Annotated in this window: 9 protein-coding genes, 1 tRNA gene, 1 rRNA gene and 1 pseudogene; 11 read left to right on the top strand and 1 reads right to left on the bottom strand. The window is 70.9% G+C overall.

Translation table 11 applies throughout. The features are described from left to right. From rrf to ABZ340_RS23565, 4 genes are all read left to right on the top strand, one after another. Window positions 1-87: ribosomal RNA gene (gene rrf / locus ABZ340_RS23580) — 5S ribosomal RNA — on the top strand; the annotation flags it as partial. Between the two features lie 115 nt (window positions 88-202). Further along, entirely contained in the window at window positions 203-865 is a 663-nt protein-coding gene (locus tag ABZ340_RS23575) for a DegT/DnrJ/EryC1/StrS family aminotransferase (RefSeq protein ID WP_358783789.1), read from the top strand. Window positions 866-963: 98 nt separating this feature from the next. Further along, a tRNA-Thr gene (locus ABZ340_RS23570) sits at window positions 964-1,036 on the top strand. Window positions 1,037-1,144: 108 nt separating this feature from the next. Beyond that, on the top strand, window positions 1,145-1,921 hold the full coding sequence (locus tag ABZ340_RS23565; RefSeq protein ID WP_358783785.1) for an SMI1/KNR4 family protein: 777 nt from the start codon (window positions 1,145-1,147) through the stop codon (window positions 1,919-1,921). On the opposite strand, the gene ABZ340_RS23560 is transcribed toward ABZ340_RS23565, so the two are convergent. After that, window positions 1,918-4,668 carry a SpoIIE family protein phosphatase gene (locus ABZ340_RS23560; RefSeq protein WP_358783784.1) on the bottom strand — a complete coding sequence of 917 codons (2,751 nt, stop codon included), beginning with the start codon at window positions 4,666-4,668 and terminating at the stop codon, window positions 1,918-1,920. The two genes, ABZ340_RS23565 and ABZ340_RS23560, sit on opposite strands and share 4 nt — an antisense overlap. A gap of 393 nt (window positions 4,669-5,061) precedes the next feature. On the opposite strand from ABZ340_RS23560, the gene ABZ340_RS23555 reads away from it, so the two are divergent. The 7 genes and pseudogenes from ABZ340_RS23555 (at window position 5,062) to ABZ340_RS23525 (ending at window position 18,795) form a co-directional block, all read left to right on the top strand. Then, complete coding sequence (locus ABZ340_RS23555; protein ID WP_358783783.1) at window positions 5,062-10,545, top strand: HAMP domain-containing protein; 5,484 nt, start codon at window positions 5,062-5,064, stop codon at window positions 10,543-10,545. Between the two features lie 320 nt (window positions 10,546-10,865). Next, window positions 10,866-11,542, top strand: a pseudogene (locus ABZ340_RS23550) (response regulator). A 254-nt stretch (window positions 11,543-11,796) separates the two neighbouring features. Beyond that, complete coding sequence (locus ABZ340_RS23545; protein WP_358783782.1) at window positions 11,797-14,571, top strand: DNA translocase FtsK; 2,775 nt, start codon at window positions 11,797-11,799, stop codon at window positions 14,569-14,571. A gap of 270 nt (window positions 14,572-14,841) precedes the next feature. Next, the gene (locus ABZ340_RS23540; protein WP_358783781.1) at window positions 14,842-15,681 is read left to right on the top strand and encodes a RodZ domain-containing protein; all 840 of its coding nucleotides are present in this window, start codon (window positions 14,842-14,844) and stop codon (window positions 15,679-15,681) included. Window positions 15,682-15,773: 92 nt separating this feature from the next. After that, window positions 15,774-17,249: a 30S ribosomal protein S12 methylthiotransferase RimO gene (rimO, locus tag ABZ340_RS23535; protein ID WP_358783780.1), complete on the top strand. Its 1,476-nt coding sequence runs from the start codon at window positions 15,774-15,776 to the stop codon at window positions 17,247-17,249. Window positions 17,250-17,458: 209 nt separating this feature from the next. Then, window positions 17,459-18,253, top strand: coding sequence for a CDP-diacylglycerol--glycerol-3-phosphate 3-phosphatidyltransferase (gene pgsA / locus ABZ340_RS23530; protein ID WP_358783779.1), 795 nt, complete (start codon window positions 17,459-17,461; stop codon window positions 18,251-18,253). Further along, window positions 18,250-18,795: a CinA family protein gene (locus ABZ340_RS23525; RefSeq protein ID WP_358783778.1), complete on the top strand. Its 546-nt coding sequence runs from the start codon at window positions 18,250-18,252 to the stop codon at window positions 18,793-18,795. Before pgsA ends, ABZ340_RS23525 begins: the two co-directional genes overlap by 4 nt. The last annotated feature ends 20 nt before the right edge of the window (window positions 18,796-18,815 follow it).

The following is an 18,815-nucleotide window of genomic DNA, read 5'->3' as shown; positions in this document are numbered from 1 at the left end:
GGTTACATTCCGAACCCGGAAGCTAAGCTCTACAGCGCCGATGGTACTGCAGGGGGGACCCTGTGGGAGAGTAGGACGCCGCCGAACAATTATTCAAAAGGGTTGGACCCGGAACGTAAGTTCCGGGTCCAACCCTTTTTTGTTGCGTGTCACCGGGAGTTCACGTTGCGCAACGAGCATCATCGCCATGGGTACTGCTGCAATGCTCAAGGCGGCCGGTGTCGGAGTCGGTGATGAGGTCATCGTGCCGGCCTTCGGGAACGTGGAAGTAGCCCAAGCCGTTGCCCGGGCCGGCGCGCTGCCGGTGTTCGCGGACATAGATCCGGTGACCTACTGTGTGGGGCCGGCCGCTGTCGAAGCGGTCGTGGGGCCGCGGACGACGGCCATCGTCGCCGTACATCGGTTCGGGCGGCAGGCCGATATGGCGCGGCTGTACGAGATCGGGCAGCGGCATGGGCTGTTGGTGCTGCAGCACGGAGAGAACCAGGCGCCGCGCGATGAGGTGGCGCAGCGCAGGCAGCGAGCGGGCTATCTCGACGCCAGGCTGCGTGGGGTCCGCACTCCTGAGGGAGGAGACGGGCACACCTATCAGCAGTACGTGGTGCGGGTGCCGGGGAACGGGCGGCCGGACCGGGACGCGTTCGCTCGGGCCGTACGGGCCAAGGGAGTTGAATGCCGGGTGCCGGTGAAGACGCCTGTGCACAGGTTGCCCGAGTTCTGGCGGTGCGTGTCGCTGCCCGAGACCGAGCGGGCCGCCGGCGAGACACTTGCGCTGCCGGTGGACGCCTCGTTGACGAAGCGGGACATGCAGCGGATCGTGGCCGCGTGCAACGCGCTGGGTGGGCTGTTGGAGCCAGCTTTCTGAACGGCAGGACAGAGCCGGGCGGTCGGGTTTGGGAGCACGGCCCTGTTCAGGGTATGATCTATTTCGTTGCCGCGAGGGAAACCTCGAAAAGGCGACAGGCCCCTATAGCTCAGTCGGCAGAGCGTCTCCATGGTAAGGAGAAGGTCAACGGTTCGATTCCGTTTGGGGGCTCCGAACAGAAAGGCCCCGCCCTATGGGCGGGGCCTTTTGCGTGTGCTGACGAGGGGTCGGCCCGGTGGTGATCCGTGGGGTGTCAGTGCCTGGCTCTAGGGTCATGGCATGACCGTTCGAGACCGTGCAGCGTTCGACGCCGCGTGGGGCCGCTGCGAAGCCTGGTTGTTTGCGCACTCGCCCATCGATCACGCTGCCCTGCGTCCGCCCGCCACCGCCGAGGAGATCGCCTCGCTGGAGGAACAGCTCGGGTTTCCCCTCCATCCGCAGCTGAGAGCCCTTCTGGAGCACCACGACGGCGTCATGGAGTACCCGGAGGCGACCAACCATGACGCGGGAGCCTTCCTGCCGGTGGGTTACCGGCTCAGCTCGACGGACCGCATCGCCTCACAGCACCAGTGGCTCGTGGCCGAAGCAGAGATGATCGCCGGCATCGGAGGGGGCGAGGCCGATCCCTACGGCCACGCCCACCGATGGGTGCCGTTCGCGCAGTCGATCGACGGGGGGATCGTCTTCGTGGACCACCATCCCGGTCCCGCCTACGGACACGTCTACGAGATGGGCATCGGCTCGGGCTGTGACGCGGTCGTGTGGGCGTCGAGCCTGACCGAGCTGTTCGAGGAACTGGGTGCCTGCCTGGAAACGGCCGCTCCTTTCCAGGGGACTTGGCCCACGCCCCACGAGCTTCCCTCCGGGCACTTCTGTCTGACCTGGGGTGATGGTCTCCGGCGGGAGCGTGGCGATATCCAGAGTCGGCCGCCCGCCCGTGGGCCGGTGATCCTTCGGCCCGCTGTTTCCCGGCCGTTTTCCGCGCGGGAGGCACGGGTCGTCGGCAGAGTTCCCCTCTCGGGCCCGGTGGCGCCGGGCGTCGCTGACGCGGACTAATCCTGGTGGGGCTCCGGCACGCGCATCGCGAGGATGGCCATGTCGTCCGACGGGGCGTCCGAAGCGAAGCGTTCCACCGCGCGCATGATGCGGGCCGCCACCGCGCCCGCCGTCAGGCCCGTGCAGGTGGTGAGGACGTCGGCGAGGCCGTCGTCGCCCAGCATGCGGCTGCCCTCGCGGCGTTCGGTGACGCCGTCCGTGACGCAGAGCAGGACGTCGCCCGGGGCGAGGGTGACCGTCTGCTCGTACAGTTCCAGGTCTTCGATGACGCCGAGGAGCGGCTGGGGTTCGGCGGCAGGTTCGACCGTGCCGTCCTGGCGCAGGCGCAGCGGGAGGGGGTGGCCGGCGCACACCACCTTCAGTTCCGCACCGCCGTCCTCCTGCGGGCGCAGTTCGCCGTACAGGAGGGTCAGGAAGCGGCTGCGGGCGCCCTCGTCGAGGATCGCGGAGTTCAGGCGCTCCAGGACCGCCGGGCCGCTGAGGCCCTCGCGGGCGAGGAGGCGCAGGGCGTGGCGGGCCAGGCCCGTGACGGCCGCCGCGTTCGGGCCCGTACCGCAGACGTCGCCGATGGCGAAGCCGTAGGCGCCGTCGCGGATGGGGAAGAGGTCGTAGAAGTCGCCGCCGACCTCGTTGCCCTCGCCGGCCGCGCGGTAGATGACCTCGACCTCGACGCCGTCGATCTGAGGGAGCCCGGGCGGCAGGAGGCTGCGCTGGAGGGCCTGGCTGATGGCCGTGCGCTCCGAGTACAGGCGGGCGTTGTCCAGGGCCAGGGCGGCGCGGCGGGAGAGGTCCTCGGCCAGTTCGAGGATCTCCTGGCGGAAGTGCTCGTCGGTCGGCTTGCCGAGGGTGAGCATGCCGATGACGCGGTTGCGGGCGACCAGGGGGAGGACGACCGTCTCGCCGCCGACCGCGGCGGCGGTGGCGAGGGTGGGGCCGATGCCGGGCGTGACCTGGTGGGGCGGGCCCGAGCTGAGGCCGAGGCTACGCATGGAGGTGCGCAGTGCCGCCTGGTGGGCCACCTCGCCGGGGGCGGTCCAGACGCGGGCGCCCGGGGTGGGCACCGGGTCGGGCGGGGGGACCTTGGACAGCAGGGACTTGATGCCGTCGATGAGGTCCTCGTCCTCGTGCAGGACGTAGGAGAGGTAGGGCTCGGAGGCCTGGTCGGCGATGGTGTAGACGGCGCACCAGGTGGCCAGGGTCGGGACGGTCATCTGGGCCATCAGGGCCAGGGTCTGGTCGCGGTCGAGGGTGCCGGCGAGGAGGTCGGAGGCCTCGACGAGGAAGCTGAGGGAGCCGCGGCGCAGGCGTTCCAGTTCGCCCAGGCGGGCCGACTCGACGGCGAGCGCGATGCGGTCGGCGGCGAACTGGAGGCGCAGGGCCTCTTCGTTGGAGTAGCGGCCGGGGGCCTCGGCGGCGACGCCGAGGGAACCGGTGAGGCGGCCCTCGACCTTGAGCGGGACCGTGACGACCGAGCGCATGCCCGTGCCGTTGAGCAGCGGTACGGCGCCGGGGACGGCCGCCAGGTCGTCGTGGACGGCGGGCATGCGGGCCGAGCCGTAGCGGCCGGGTCCTGCCTCGACGGGGACGCGGGCGAAGCGCTGGCGGGCGGAGGGCAGGCCGGTGGAGGCGCGGACCTCCAGTTCCGTCTCGTCGTCGGTGGCCAGCAGGAGGAAGGCGGCGTCGCCGTCGAGCATGTCGCGGGCGCGTTCCACCGTGCGCTGGAGGAGGCCGTCCAGGTCGTCCGGTGCGGGCGAGCCGATGAACACCTCGAACGGGTCGGTGCTCGGGCCGTCCGAGGAGGCGTTCGTGTCGGTGACGGGGGCGCGCAACGGGGTCTGCAGAACGGCGCGTTCGTGGTCCCGGACGAGGAGGCAGACCGTGGAGGGTTCGCCGCCGGTGTCGCGGACGCGGAGGTGGGAGGCGTACACCGGGGTCACGCGGCCGTTGGCGCCGCGGATGCCGTAGGTGCCCTCCCAGCGGGAGAGCTGGAGGGCCTCGGCGATGCCGGTGCTGGTGCCCGGGGTGTGCGGCCAGGCAGCGAGGTCGGCGAGGGGCTTGCCGGTGACCTGTTCGGCCGCGTAGCCGAAGAGCTCCTCGGCGTCCTCGTTCCAGGAGGTGATGGCGCCGGCGCGGTCGATCTGGACGACGGCGACGCGGATCCGGCCGTCGGCGAGGGGGAGGAGGTCGGCCGGGAGGCAGGGGCCCGCGGAACGGGTGCCGACCTGCCGCTCGGGCGGGGCGAGTTGGAACCAGACGTTCTTGTGCGTCGGCGTGTACTCCACGCCCCAGCGGTCGGCGAGGGCCGCGCACAGCTGGAGGCCGCGTCCGCCCTCGCGGTCGGGGCTGCCCATGCTGACGGCCGCCTCCTGGAGGGGCACCTCGCGCTCGGGGTAGCGGTCGGCCACCTCGATCCGCACGCCTTCGCCGGTGCGCAGGCACAGGACGTCGGCGGAGGTGCCGGCGTGCACCACGGCGTTGGTGACCAGTTCGCTGGTGAGAACGACGGCGTCGTCGACGATGTCGGCGAAGCCCCAGCCCTGGAGGGTGTCGCGGACGAAGGAGCGGGCGCCGGCGACCGATCGTCCGACGGGCTCGAAGCTGGCGGCCGCGCGCGCGGTGATCACGGAACTCCTCGACGCTTCCTCGACGTGCAGGGCTTCGCCGCCGGCCGGTTCCTGCCGCTGCTGCGGCATGCCCGTCGGCTGGGGGTCCGGGGGCTGTGCCCCGGGGATCACTCCGGTGGTCATCTGCGGCCGCCCCTCCGATGCCCGCTCGTTCTCGTGCCACCGCCCAGGCCGGACGGACCGGTGCGGCTGGACAGCCGCATGCAAGGTTACTTACCTTCGCCGTCCATGCGGATGCCGGTCCGCAGTGTTTCCGCCCGGAGGGTGTGCGGACGATGTGCGAAGCTGCCGAACTGTTATGGCCTGGTTCGGCCGGGGTGAAACACTGGGCAGGCTTCCTGTGGAGGTCCGGGCGGACCGAGTGGCCCGCGCGTCCGCGGGCAGCAGCCCTGGGAGACGGCCCGGAGGACTGGGCAGGGATGCACAGCAGTACGGGATGTACGCAGTAGTAACCGGTACGCCGAGCGGTTGTACCAGGGCACAGCAGTAATGGTCGACCCCTGCGGGAGGGACACAGTGGAGTCTGGCGCAGCGGCGCGGGGCACGAAGGCGCGTGCGAAAGGCGGACCGTCCCTGAGCAACCGGCGCACACCGCGCAACGGGACCACCGTGGTGGACACGGCCTCCCTGAACCGGCTGCTCGCGGCTCTGGTGTCGATGCGGGACGGGAACTTCCGCAAGCGGCTCACGGTGACCGGCGACGGCGTGATGTCGGAGATCGCGGCCGTGTTCAACGAGGTCGCCGACCGCAATCTGCATCTGACCGGTGAGCTCGCGCGGGTGCGGCGCATGGTGGGGCGTGAGGGAAAACTCACGGAGCGGCTGGAGACCGGCGCCTGCGAGGGGTCGTGGGCGGCCGCCATCGACCACTCGAACGCGCTCGTCGACGATCTGGTGTGGCCGGTCTCCGAGGTGAGCCGGGTGCTGTCGGCGGTGGCGGAGGGTGATCTGTCGCCGCGGATGGAGCTGCGGACGCAGGCGGCGGAGGGGGTGTCGGGGCATCCGCTGCGCGGGGAGTTCCTGAAGGTCGCGCGGACCGTGAACAACCTGGTCGACCAGTTGTCGACGTTCACCGACGAGGTCACGCGGGTGGCCAGTGAGGTGGGCACGCAGGGCAAGCTGGGCGGGCAGGCCCGGGTGCGCGGGATGTCCGGTTCGTGGAAGGACCTCACGGACTCGGTCAACACGATGGCGCACCGGCTGACGGCCCAGGTGCGGGACATCGCGCTGGTGACGACCGCGGTCGCCAAGGGGGATCTGTCCCGGAAGGTCACGGTTCACGTGGCCGGGGAGATGCTGGAGCTGAAGAACACCGTCAACACGATGGTGGACCAGCTCTCCGCGTTCTCCTCCGAGGTGACGCGGGTCGCGCGCGAGGTGGGCACCGAGGGCGCGCTGGGCGGGCAGGCCCGGGTGCCGGGGGTCGCCGGGGTGTGGAAGGAGCTGACCGACTCCGTCAACACCATGGCGGGGAACCTGACCGCGCAGGTGCGCGGGATCGCGGAGGTGACGACCGCGGTCGCCAACGGTGACCTGTCGCGGAAGGTGACCGTGCCGGCGCGCGGTGAGGTGGCGCAGCTCGCCGAGACCATCAACCAGATGACCGAGACGCTGCGGATCTTCGCGGACGAGGTCACGCGGGTGGCCAACGAGGTCGGTGCCGAGGGGCGGCTGGGCGGCCAGGCGAACGTGCCGGGCGCGGCCGGCATCTGGAAGGACCTGACGGACTCGGTCAACACGGTCTTCCGGAACCTGACCACTCAGGTGCGGGACATCGCCGCCGTGACGACGGCGGTGGCCAACGGCGACCTGTCGCAGAAGGTCACGGTCGACGTCGCGGGCGAGATGCTGGAGCTGAAGAACACCGTCAACACGATGGTGGACCAGCTCTCCGCGTTCGGTGCCGAGGTCACGCGGGTGGCGCGGGAGGTCGGTGTCGAGGGCGAGCTGGGCGGCCAGGCGCAGGTGCCGGGGGCGGCGGGGACCTGGAAGGACCTGACGGACTCGGTGAACACGGCGTTCCGCAACCTCACCGGGCAGGTGCGCAACATCGCCCAGGTGACGACGGCGGTGGCCAACGGTGACCTGTCGCAGAAGGTCACCGTGGACGTGTCCGGCGAGATGCTCCAGCTGAAGAACACCGTCAACACGATGGTGGACCAGCTCTCCAGCTTCGCCGACCAGGTGACGCGGATGGCGCGGGACGTGGGCACGGAGGGCCGGCTCGGCGGTCAGGCGCGCGTCGACGGGGTGTCGGGTACGTGGAAGGAGCTGACGGACTCCGTCAACTTCATGGCGGGGAACCTGACCTCCCAGGTGCGGCAGATCGCGCAGGTGACGACGGCCGTGGCGCGCGGTGACCTCTCCCAGAAGATCGACGTCGACGCGCGCGGGGAGATCCTGGAGCTGAAGAACACCATCAACACGATGGTGGACCAGCTCTCCGCGTTCGCCGAGCAGGTCACGCGGGTGGCCCGTGAGGTGGGTACGGAGGGCCGGCTGGGTGGTCAGGCGCAGGTGCCGGGCGTCGCCGGGGTGTGGCGTGACCTGACCGACTCGGTGAACGGCATGGCCGGGAACCTCACCGCGCAGGTGCGCAACATCGCGCAGGTGGCGACCGCGGTGGCCCGGGGCGACCTCTCCCAGAAGATCACCGTGGACGCGCGCGGGGAGATCCTGGAGCTGAAGAACACCCTGAACACGATGGTCGACCAGCTGTCCTCCTTCGCCCAGGAGGTCACGCGGGTGGCCCGTGAGGTGGGTACGGAGGGCATCCTGGGCGGCCAGGCCGAGGTGCAGGGCGTCTCCGGCACCTGGAAGGACCTCACCCAGTCCGTCAACGGCATGGCGAACAACCTGACCCTGCAGGTGCGCAACATCGCCGAGGTGACGACCGCGGTCGCCAAGGGCGATCTGTCGAAGAAGATCACCGTCGACGCCAAGGGCGAGATCCTGGAGCTGGTCACCACCGTCAACACGATGGTCGACCAGCTGTCGTCGTTCGCGGAGCAGGTGACCCGGGTGGCCCGCGAGGTGGGCACCGAGGGCATCCTGGGCGGCCAGGCGCACGTGCCCGGTGTCACGGGCATCTGGAAGGACCTCAGCGACAACGTCAACCTGATGGCGAAGAACCTCACCGTCCAGGTGCGGAACATCTCCCAGGTGGCCGCGGCCGTCGCCAACGGCGATCTGACGCGGACGGTGACGATCGAGGCGCGCGGCGAGGTCGCGCAGCTCGCGGACACGTTCAACACGATGGTCAAGACGCTGAGTTCGTTCGCCGACCAGGTCACCAAGGTGGCTCGCGAGGTGGGCACGGACGGCATCCTCGGCGGTCAGGCGCACGTGCCCGGTGTGGCCGGTACGTGGAAGGACCTCACCGAGTCGGTGAACCAGATGGCGTCCAACCTGACCGGTCAGGTGCGCAACATCGCGATGGTCACGACCGCGATCGCCAAGGGCGACCTGACCAAGAAGATCGACATCGACGCGCGCGGGGAGATCCTGGAGCTGAAGACGACCATCAACACGATGGTCGACCAGCTGTCGTCCTTCGCCGAGGAGGTCACGCGCGTGGCCCGTGAGGTGGGCACCGAGGGCCAGCTCGGCGGCCAGGCGCGGGTGCGGGACGTCGACGGCACCTGGCGGGACCTGACGGAGTCCGTGAACGAGATGGCCGGGAACCTGACCCGGCAGGTGCGCGCCATCGCGCGCGTGGCGACCGCGGTGACCCGCGGCGACCTGAACCTGAAGATCGACGTGGATGCCGCGGGCGAGATCCAGGAGCTTCAGGACTACATCAACAAGATGATCGCCAATCTGCGCGACACCACGATCGCCAACAAGGAGCAGGACTGGCTCAAGGGCAACCTGGCCCGTATCTCGGCGCTGATGCAGGGCCGCCGGGACCTGGAGGACGTGGCTTCGCTGATCATGAGCGAGCTCACGCCGGTGGTGTCCGCACAGCACGGCGCGTTCTTCCTCGCGATGCCGCTCGCCGACAACCAGGAGGTCGGCGTGGCCCACGACGACCAGTACGAGCTGCGGATGCTCGGGTCGTACGGCTACTCGATGGGTTCCATGCCGACGTCGTTCCGGCCGGGTGAGGGACTGGTCGGCACGGCCGCCCACGAGAAGCGCACCATCCTCGTGGAGAACGCGCCGAGCGGCTACCTGAAGATCTCCTCCGGGCTCGGCGAGGCGCCGCCCGCGCAGGTGATCGTGTTGCCGGTGGTCTTCGAGGGGAAGGTGCTCGGCGTCATCGAGCTGGCGTCCTTCACGCCGTTCACGCAGATCCAGAAGGACTTCCTCAACCAGATCGCCGAGATGATCGCGACCAGCGTCAACACCATCTCGGTCAACACCAAGACCGAGCAGCTGCTGAAGCAGTCGCAGGAGCTGACCGAGCAACTGCGCGAGCGGTCGGCGGAGTTGGAGCAGCGGCAGAAGGCGCTGCAGGCGTCCAACGCCGAACTGGAGGAGAAGGCGGAGCTGCTGGCGCGGCAGAACCGCGACATCGAGGTGAAGAACACCGAGATCGAGGAGGCGCGGCAGGTCCTGGAGGAGCGTGCCGAGCAGCTCGCGGTCTCCATGCGCTACAAGAGCGAGTTCCTCGCCAACATGTCGCACGAGTTGCGCACGCCGCTCAACTCCCTGCTGATCCTGGCCAAGTTGCTGGCGGACAACGCGGAGGGGAACCTGTCCCCGAAGCAGGTCGAGTTCGCCGAGACCATCCACGGCGCGGGCTCCGACCTGCTGCAGCTCATCAACGACATCCTCGACCTGTCGAAGGTCGAGGCGGGCAAGATGGACGTGTCCCCGACGCGTATCGCCCTCGTCCAGCTCGTCGATTACGTGGAGGCCACCTTCCGCCCGCTGACCGCGGAGAAGGGCCTGGACCTGTCGGTGCGGGTCTCCCCGGAGCTGCCCGCCACCCTGCACACCGACGAGCAGCGGCTGCTGCAGGTGCTGCGCAACCTGCTGTCCAACGCGGTGAAGTTCACCGACTCCGGGTCGGTGGAGCTCGTCATCCGGCCGGCCCGTGACGACGTCCCGCAGGCCATCCGGGAGCAGCTGCTGGAGGCCGGCTCGCTGACCGGCCCGGAGGCGCCGCTGATCGCGTTCTCGGTGACCGACACCGGCATCGGGATCGCGGCCAGCAAGATGCGGGTGATCTTCGAGGCGTTCAAGCAGGCCGACGGCACCACCAGCCGCAAGTACGGCGGTACGGGCCTGGGCCTGTCCATCTCGCGGGAGATCGCCCAGCTGCTCGGCGGCGAGATCCACGCACAGAGCGAGCCGGGCCGCGGCTCGACGTTCACGCTGTACCTGCCACTGCACCCGAGCGAGCTGCCCCCGCACGGCTACCAGCCGGCCCCGCCGGCCCTGGAGGCGGGCGGAGCGGCGGCTTCCCCGGGCGGGTCCTTCGAGCTGCCCGAGGCAGCGGACGCGCGGACCGAGACGCCGGCCGAGGCCAAGCCGTACGAGGAGACGCACCACGACGGCATGCTGTTCCGGCGCCGCCGCAGGGGGCTGCCGGAGCCGGCGCAGCGCCCCGCGCAGCCGGAGCAGTGGCCGGGCGCGGAGCAGGACGCGGCGCCGCGGCCGCACCGGGCCATCCGGTTCGGCGGCGAGAAGGTGCTGATCGTCGACGACGACATCCGGAACGTGTTCGCGCTCACCAGCGTCCTGGAGCAGCACGGCCTGTCCGTGCTGTACGCCGAGAACGGCCGGGAGGGCATCGAGGTGCTGGAGCAGCACGAGGACGTCGCGGTCGTCCTGATGGACATCATGATGCCCGAGATGGATGGGTACGCGACGACCACGGCGATCCGCCGGATGCCCCAGTTCGCCGGGCTGCCGATCATCGCGCTGACCGCCAAGGCGATGAAGGGCGACCGCGAGAAGGCGATCGAGTCGGGTGCCTCCGACTACGTGACCAAGCCGGTCGACCCCGATCACCTGCTGTCGGTGATGGAGCAGTGGATGCGGGGGGAGTGAGGGGCGCCTCGGGACGGCGTGCGGACGTGGTGTGTGTGCACGGCGGGAATCTTGGGGTTTCGCGCGCGGGTGCCGACCCGGTGTGTGCGAAGCCGTGTAGAAGTGCGGGATCCGGGGAACCTTCTGGTCTCCCGCCGCGTTTCTGCTACGTGCACAGTGACATCGCGGTGACAGGGTGTGGCGACAAGCGGGGTGCGGCTACGATGACCGGCACAAGGACGGGCGACGCAAGGGAGTCGTCCTCTGGGGCGGCGCCCGCCGGTGCCTCCCCAAGTCCTGTGGACCGGGGAGGCCCCACGCCGGGGCGAGGAGGGCGGGCCATGGTGCAGAAGGCCAAGATCCTCCTCTGGTCGATGACCGGCCGGAGAATCTGCTGGCGCTGGAGGCGATCCTCTCGGCGCTCGATCAGACGCTGGTGCGGGCATCGTCCGGGGAGGAAGCGCTCAAAGCACTGCTCACGGACGATTTCGCGGTCATTCTGCTGGATGTCCAGATGCCGGGAATGGACGGTTTCGAGACCGCCGCGCACATCAAGCGGCGGGAGCGGACCCGGGACATCCCGATCATCTTCCTCACCGCGATCAACCACGGCCCGCACCACACCTTCCGCGGGTACGCGGCGGGCGCGGTGGACTACATCTCCAAGCCGTTCGACCCGTGGGTGCTGCGCGCGAAGGTCTCCGTCTTCGTCGAGCTGTACATGAAGAACTGCCAGCTGCGGGAGCAGGCGGCGCTGCTGCGGCTGCAGTTGGAGGGCGGCGGCAAGGCCGCGGACGGTGAGGCCAAGGAGTCGGCCGGGCTGCTGGCGGAGCTGTCGGCGCGGCTGGCGGCCGTCGAGGAGCAGGCCGAGGCGCTCTCCAAGCAGCTGGGCGACGAATCGACGGACGCGGCGGCGGTGGCCACGGCGGCCCACCTGGAGCGCAAGCTCACGGGACTGCGGCGCGCCCTGGACGCGCTGGAGCCGGGGACCTCCGGCGGCCAGCCCGCGGTGAACTGACATCCCGGTGGCCTGACGCCGCGGCGGCCGGGCGGACCGCGGGTACGGCGCCGACGGTGCCGTACCGGGCGGTGGACGCCCTGGGGCACCGTGTACCGGTGTGACGCCGTGAGGTCACGTCAGACCCTCTGTGAGCTGCGCGTGTTCCCCGCCCGTCCCGGCACGTCAGTCCCACGCCGCCGCGACGGCGACACGAACGGGTGAAGCCGGAGGCACACGTGTCCGCTCTCGCCTCCCCCGGTAACCTCACACCCATGGCCTCACGTCCTTCCGCAGCCAAGAAGCAGCCCGCGAAGAAGCCGGCCGCTCCCGCGAAGGCTCCGGCGAAGAAGGCCGCCGCGAAAAAGGCCCCCGCCGCGAAGAAGGCGCCCGCGCGGAAGGCACCCGCCAGGAAGGCCGCGGCGAAGAAGCCCGCACCCGCGCCGGCGCCCAGCCCCACCAGCGGTGTGTACCGCCTCGCGCGCGCCCTCTGGCTGGGCCTCGCGCACGCCGTCGGCGCCGTGTTCCGCGGCATAGGGCAGGGCGCGAAGAACCTCGACCCGGCACACCGCAAGGACGGCGTCGCGCTGCTGCTGCTCGCCATCGCGCTGATCGTCGCCGCGGGCACCTGGGCCGACCTGAAGGGCCCCGTCGGCGATCTCGTCGAGATCCTGGTGACCGGCGCGTTCGGCCGGCTCGACCTGCTCGTGCCGATCCTGGTCGCCGTCATCGCCGTGCGCTTCATCCGGCACCCGGAGAAGCCCGAGGCCAACGGCCGCATCGTGATCGGCCTGTCCGCGCTCGTCATCGGCGTGCTCGGCCAGGTCCACATCGCCTGCGGCTCGCCCGCCCGCAGCGCCGGCATGCAGGCCATACGGGACGCCGGCGGACTCATCGGCTGGGCGGCGGCGACCCCGCTGTCGTACACCATGACCGACGTCCTGGCCGTGCCGCTGCTCGTGCTGCTGACGGTCTTCGGGCTGCTGGTCGTGACGGCGACCCCGGTCAACGCCGTCCCGCAGCGGCTGCGGCTGCTCGGCGTGCGCCTCGGCCTCGTCCGCGACCTCGCGGCCGAGGAGTTCACCGAGGACGACGAGCGCTACGAGGAGCAGTGGCGTGAGGCGCTGCCGCCGAAACCGCGCAGGCGCGGCCCGGCCCCGGCGGCGTACGACGCCGAGGCCGCCGAGCAGGAGGCGCCGGCCCGGCGCCGCGGCCGCCCCCGGCGGTCCGCCGTGCCGCAGCCCGGCGTGAACCGGCCGCTGGACGCCGTGGACATCGCCGCGGCAGCCGCCGCCGACCTCGACGGGGCGGTGCTGCACGGGATGCCGCCGTCGCCGGTGGTCGCCGACCTCACCCAGGGCGTGCGCGTGGGGGACCGCGAGCAGGCCGTGCCGGCCCCGGCGCCCGTACCCGCCGCGCGGCCCGAGCGGGAACACCCGCGGCCCGGACCGGAGCAGGAACATCCGCAGCCCGGGCCGGAGCGGCCGAAGGGCGCGGTCCCCGACCTCACCAAGACCCCGCCCGCCGAGCCCCGCGACCTGCCGCCGCGCGCCGAGCAGCTCCAGCTGTCCGGTGACATCACCTACGCGCTGCCATCCCTGGACCTCCTCCGGCGCGGGGGCCCCGGCAAGGCGCGCAGCGCCGCCAACGACGCGGTCGTGGAGGCGCTGACCACCGTCTTCACCGAGTTCAAGGTGGACGCCCGCGTCACCGGCTTCACGCGCGGGCCGACGGTCACCCGCTACGAGGTCGAGCTCGGGCCCGCCGTGAAGGTCGAGCGGATCACCGCGCTGACGAAGAACATCGCCTATGCCGTCGCCAGCCCGGACGTGCGGATCATCTCGCCGATCCCCGGCAAGTCGGCGGTGGGCATCGAGATCCCCAACACCGACCGGGAGATGGTCAACCTCGGGGACGTGCTGCGCCTGGCGGAGTCCGCCGAGGACGACGACCCGATGCTGGTGGCCTTCGGCAAGGACGTCGAGGGCGGCTACGTCATGCACTCGCTGGCGAAGATGCCGCACATGCTGGTCGCGGGCGCCACCGGCTCCGGCAAGTCGTCCTGCATCAACTGCCTGATCACCTCGGTCATGATGCGGGCGACCCCCGAGGACGTCCGGATGATCCTGGTCGACCCCAAGCGCGTGGAGCTGACGGCGTACGAGGGCATCCCGCACCTGATCACGCCGATCATCACCAACCCCAAGCGGGCCGCCGAGGCGCTGCAGTGGGTCGTCCGCGAGATGGACCTGCGCTACGACGACCTGGCGGCGTACGGCTACCGGCACATCGACGACTTCAACCGCGCGGTGCGCGAGGGGAAGGTCAAGCCGCCGGAGGGCAGCGAGCGGGAGCTCCAGCCGTATCCGTACCTGCTGGTGATCGTGGACGAGCTGGCCGACCTGATGATGGTCGCGCCGCGCGACGTCGAGGACGCCATCGTGCGGATCACGCAGCTCGCGCGCGCGGCCGGCATCCACCTGGTGCTCGCCACGCAGCGGCCGTCCGTGGACGTCGTCACCGGTCTGATCAAGGCCAACGTGCCCTCCCGGCTCGCCTTCGCCACCTCCTCACTGGCGGACTCGCGGGTCATCCTCGACCAGCCCGGCGCCGAGAAGCTGATCGGCAAGGGCGACGGGCTGTTCCTGCCGATGGGCGCGAACAAGCCCACGCGCATGCAGGGCGCGTTCGTGACCGAGGAGGAGGTCGCGGCCGTCGTCCGGCACTGCAAGGAGCAGATGACGCCCGTCTTCCGGGAGGACGTCGTCGTCGGCGGCAAGCAGAAGAAGGAGATCGACGAGGACATCGGCGACGACCTCGACCTGCTGTGCCAGGCGGCCGAACTGGTGGTCTCCACGCAGTTCGGGTCGACGTCCATGCTCCAGCGCAAGCTGCGCGTCGGCTTCGCCAAGGCGGGGCGCCTGATGGACCTGATGGAGTCACGCAACATCGTCGGGCCGAGCGAAGGGTCCAAGGCACGGGACGTCCTGGTGAAACCCGACGAACTGGACGGCGTGCTCGCCCTGCTCCGGGGGGAGTCCGAAGGGTAGGGGGACCGGAGAGGACGACGGCCGTCCCGCTCGCGGGGCCGGGCGGGGCGCACGGGTGTGCGATCGTGACTCATCCGTAGCGGATCATCGGGCAACCGTTTCCCCGCGGTGTACGTCAAGTTGAGGAAAGTGGCAAACAGTGGACCACCGTCGGGGTGCCGGGCCGTTCCGATGGCGTACAAAGTCCTGGCGCCCGGTTGCCCCACCCGTTTGCACCACCCCTAGACTGAACGTCCAGCACAGGCGGCTATACGCTCGAAAGGCGCCCCCGTGTCCATCGGCAACTCCCCTGAAGACGAGCGTCCGTTCGCAGACGTTTCCGAGGAAGCCCGCCCCTCCATCGGCCGTGCCCTGCAGCAGGCGCGTATCGCCGCCGGGCTGACCGTCGACGACATCAGCACCGCCACCCGGGTCCGTATCGCCATCGTGCACGCCATCGAGGCGGACGACTTCGCGCCCTGCGGCGGCGACGTCTACGCCCGCGGCCACATCCGGACCCTGGCCAAGGCCGTACACCTCGATCCGGAACCGCTGATCGCCCGGTACGACGCCGAACGCGGCGGGCGGCCGGCGCCGACCCCGGCCGCGCCGCTGTTCGAAGCGGAACGCATCCGTCCCGAGCGGCGCGGGCCGAACTGGACGGCGGCCATGGTCGCCGCGATCGTCGTCGTGATCGGCTTCGTCGGGTTCACGATGGTCAAGGGCGGCGACGACGGCGGCAAGGCGCAGGTCGCCGAGGGGGCCACGCCCACGACCGGCACGTCCGCCTCGCCCAGCGCCAGGGCGACGAAGAAGCCCGCCGACCCCAAGCCGGACCCGACCGACAGCGCCATCGCCGCCGCGCCCCGGGACAAGGTGACGGTGCAGGTGAGCGCCCCCGACGGCCGCAGCTGGATCTCCGCCAAGGACCACAACGGGCGGCTGCTCTTCGACGGCCTGCTCGAACAGGGCGACACCAAGACCTTCCAGGACAACTCGAAGATCGACCTCGTCCTCGGGGACGCCGGCGCCATCCGGCTGCACGTCAACGGCAAGGAGATCCAGGACGATTTCCGGCCGGGCGCCGTGGAGCGGCTGACGTACACCAAGGGTGACCCCGAGGTCGGATAAGCGGCTCGAAGGGTCGAGTGGGTACGGGGTTGGCCAAGATCGGCCAACCCCGTCGACGTGGGCCGTCAGCGGGACGAAGTACTCTTGAGCCCATGCCTGAACGCCGTACCGTCGCACTGGTCACCCTTGGCTGCGCCCGTAACGAGGTGGACTCCGAGGAGCTCGCAGGCCGTTTGGAGGCGGACGGCTGGCAGCTCGTGGAGGACGCCGCGGACGCGGACGTCGCCGTGGTGAACACGTGCGGCTTCGTGGAAGCCGCCAAGAAGGACTCCGTCGACGCCCTCCTGGAAGCCAACGATCTCAAGGGCCACGGCAGAACGCAGGCCGTGGTGGCCGTGGGCTGCATGGCCGAGCGGTACGGCAAGGAGCTCGCCGAGGCCCTTCCCGAGGCCGACGGCGTGCTCGGCTTCGACGACTACACCGACATCTCCGACCGCCTCCAGACCATCCTGAACGGCGGGATCCACGCCGCGCACACCCCCCGCGACCGGCGCAAGCTGCTGCCGATCAGCCCCGTCGAGCGGCAGGCCGTCTCGGAGGAGGTGGCGCTGCCCGGCCACGGCGCGCCCGAGGACCTCCCCGACGGCCTCGCCCCGGCCTCCGGCCCCCGCGCGCCGCTGCGCCGCCGCCTGGACGGCTCCCCCGTCGCCTCGGTGAAGCTGGCCTCCGGCTGCGACCGGCGCTGCTCGTTCTGCGCCATCCCCTCCTTCCGCGGCTCCTTCATCTCGCGCCGCCCCAGCGACGTGCTGAACGAGACGCGGTGGCTGGCCGAGCAGGGGGTGAAGGAGATCATGCTGGTCTCCGAGAACAACACCTCCTACGGCAAGGACCTCGGCGACATCCGCCTGCTGGAGGCGCTGCTGCCGGAGCTGGCCGAGGTCGACGGCATCGAGCGGGTGCGCGTCAGCTACCTCCAGCCGGCCGAGATGCGCCCGGGGCTGATCGACGTCCTGACCTCGACGCCGAAGGTCGCCCCCTACTTCGACCTGTCCTTCCAGCACTCCGCGCCCGGCGTGCTGCGCGCGATGCGCCGCTTCGGCGACACCGACCGCTTCCTGGAACTGCTCGACACCATCCGGAGCAAGGCCCCCGAGGCCGGCGTGCGCTCCAACTTCATCGTGGGCTTCCCCGGCGAGTCCGAGGCCGACCTCGCCGAGCTGGAGCGGTTCCTGAACCACGCGCGGCTGGACGCCATCGGCGTCTTCGGCTACTCCGACGAGGAGGGCACGGAGGCGGCGACGTACGAGAACAAGCTCGACGAGGAGGTCGTCGCCGAGCGGCTGGCCCGGGTCTCCCGCCTCGCCGAGGAGCTCGTCTCGCAGCGGGCCGAGGAGCGCGTGGGCGAGACCGTGCGGGTGCTCGTGGAGTCCGTGGACGACGAGGAGGGCGTGTACGGGCGCGCGGCGCACCAGGCGCCCGAGACGGACGGCCAGGTACTCCTCACGAGCGGCGAAGGTTTGACCGCCGGTCTTATGGTCGACGCGAAGGTGGTCGGTACGGAAGGTGTCGACCTTGTGGCCGAGCCGCTGCGGGGCTCGCTCGCGTGGAGTGAGGAGGCGGGCAGATGACCGGAATCCCGGCGTCCGCGGCAGGAGGCGCCTCCGGTGCGCGGAGGGCCGGCGCGCGGGCGGTGCCGGGTGCCGCTCAGGCGGGGCCGGTGACGGCGGGGCGTGCGGTCCCGGGCGGCGCCGTGGCGCGGGGGGCCGATGCGCGCAGGGCCGGAGGGCGTGCGGCCGGTGCCGGTGTTCCCGCTGACGGCGGGGACGCCGGGCCGGGTGTGTCCGGGGCGGGTGGCGAGGGTGCGCCCGGGGCCGGTGGTGTGCCGGGTGGCGGTAGCGGTGGTGCTTCCGGTGCCGGGGACGAGACGGGGAGCACGGCCGCTCACGGCGGGGTTCCCGGTGAGGGTGCCGCGTCCGCGCAGGCGCAGTCGCCGGGCGGTGCGAAGCCGGCGCGCGGCGGGAAGCTGGCCGCTGCCGCCGTCGACCAGGCCAGCGTCTGGAACGTCGCCAACCTGCTGACGATGCTCCGGCTGATCCTCGTACCGGGGTTCGTCGCGCTGATGCTCGCCGACGGCGGGTACGACCCGGCGTGGCGCTCGCTGGCCTGGGCCGCCTTCGCCATCGCCATGATCACCGACCTCTTCGACGGACATCTGGCCCGTACGTACAACCTGGTCACGGACTTCGGGAAGATCGCCGATCCCATCGCCGACAAGGCGATCATGGGGGCGGCGCTGATCTGTCTCTCGGCGCTGGGCGACCTGCCGTGGTGGGTCACCGCCGTCATCCTCGGCCGGGAGCTCGGCATCACCCTGCTGCGCTTCCTCGTCATCCGCTACGGCGTCATCCCCGCCAGCCGCGGCGGCAAGCTGAAGACGCTCACCCAGGGCGTGGCGGTCGGGATGTACGTGCTGGCGCTGACGGGGCCCCTGGCGACCCTGCGGTTCTGGGTGATGGCGGCGGCGGTCGTCCTGACCGTGGCGACCGGACTGGACTACATCAGGCAGGCCATCGTGCTGCGCAGGCGGGGAATCGCCGAGCGCCGGGCGGCGTTGAAGGAGACGGAAGCTTGAGTTCCCCGGCCGCCGACGTGGTGCGACTCCTCACGGTGAAGGGGGCGACCCTCGCGGTCGCCGAGTCGCTGACCGGTGGTCTCGTCGCCGCGCAGATCACCTCCGTCCCCGGGGCGTCCCGGGTCTTCCTGGGGTCGGTCACCGCCTACGCGACCGGGCTGAAGCACCGGTTGCTGGGCGTGGACGCGGCCCTGCTGGACGCGCGAGGCGCGGTGGACGCGCAGGTCGCGGCCCAGATGGCGGCCGGTGTGCGCAAGGCGCTCGGCGCCGACTGGGGGATTGCGACGACGGGCGTCGCCGGTCCCGACCCGCAGGACGGACAACCCGTCGGAACGGTGTTCGTGGCCGTGGACGGGCCCTGGGGAACCGCTGGGGATTCCGCCCCGGGCGGAAAAGTGGAGGCGCTGCGGTTGAACGGCGACCGCGCGGAAATTCGTATGGAGAGTGTACGGAGCGTGCTCGGACTCCTTTTGAAGGAGCTCGCGGGCGAACAGACCGGGAATGAGCGGGCACAGGATACGGAACGGAACGGGGGGTTTTGATGTTTGCAGCCCTGAGTGAA

The sequence above is a fragment of the Streptomyces sp. NPDC006134 genome (assembly GCF_040628835.1).
Classification (GTDB): Bacteria; Actinomycetota; Actinomycetes; order Streptomycetales; family Streptomycetaceae; genus Streptomyces.
Note: the sequence above shows the minus strand (reverse complement) of the source record. Positions and strands in the feature narration are given on the sequence as shown.

What these genes read in the sequence shown, in the direction of transcription:
- ABZ340_RS23575 (WP_358783789.1), top strand. Translation starts at nt 203, where the DNA reads ATGCTCAAGGCGGCCGGTGTCGGAGTCGGTGATGAGGTCATCGTGCCG.
- ABZ340_RS23565 (WP_358783785.1), top strand. Translation starts at nt 1,145, where the DNA reads ATGACCGTTCGAGACCGTGCAGCGTTCGACGCCGCGTGGGGCCGCTGC.
- ABZ340_RS23560 (WP_358783784.1), bottom strand. Translation starts at nt 4,668, where the DNA reads ATGACCACCGGAGTGATCCCCGGGGCACAGCCCCCGGACCCCCAGCCG.
- ABZ340_RS23545 (WP_358783782.1), top strand. Translation starts at nt 11,797, where the DNA reads ATGGCCTCACGTCCTTCCGCAGCCAAGAAGCAGCCCGCGAAGAAGCCG.
- rimO (WP_358783780.1), top strand. Translation starts at nt 15,774, where the DNA reads ATGCCTGAACGCCGTACCGTCGCACTGGTCACCCTTGGCTGCGCCCGT.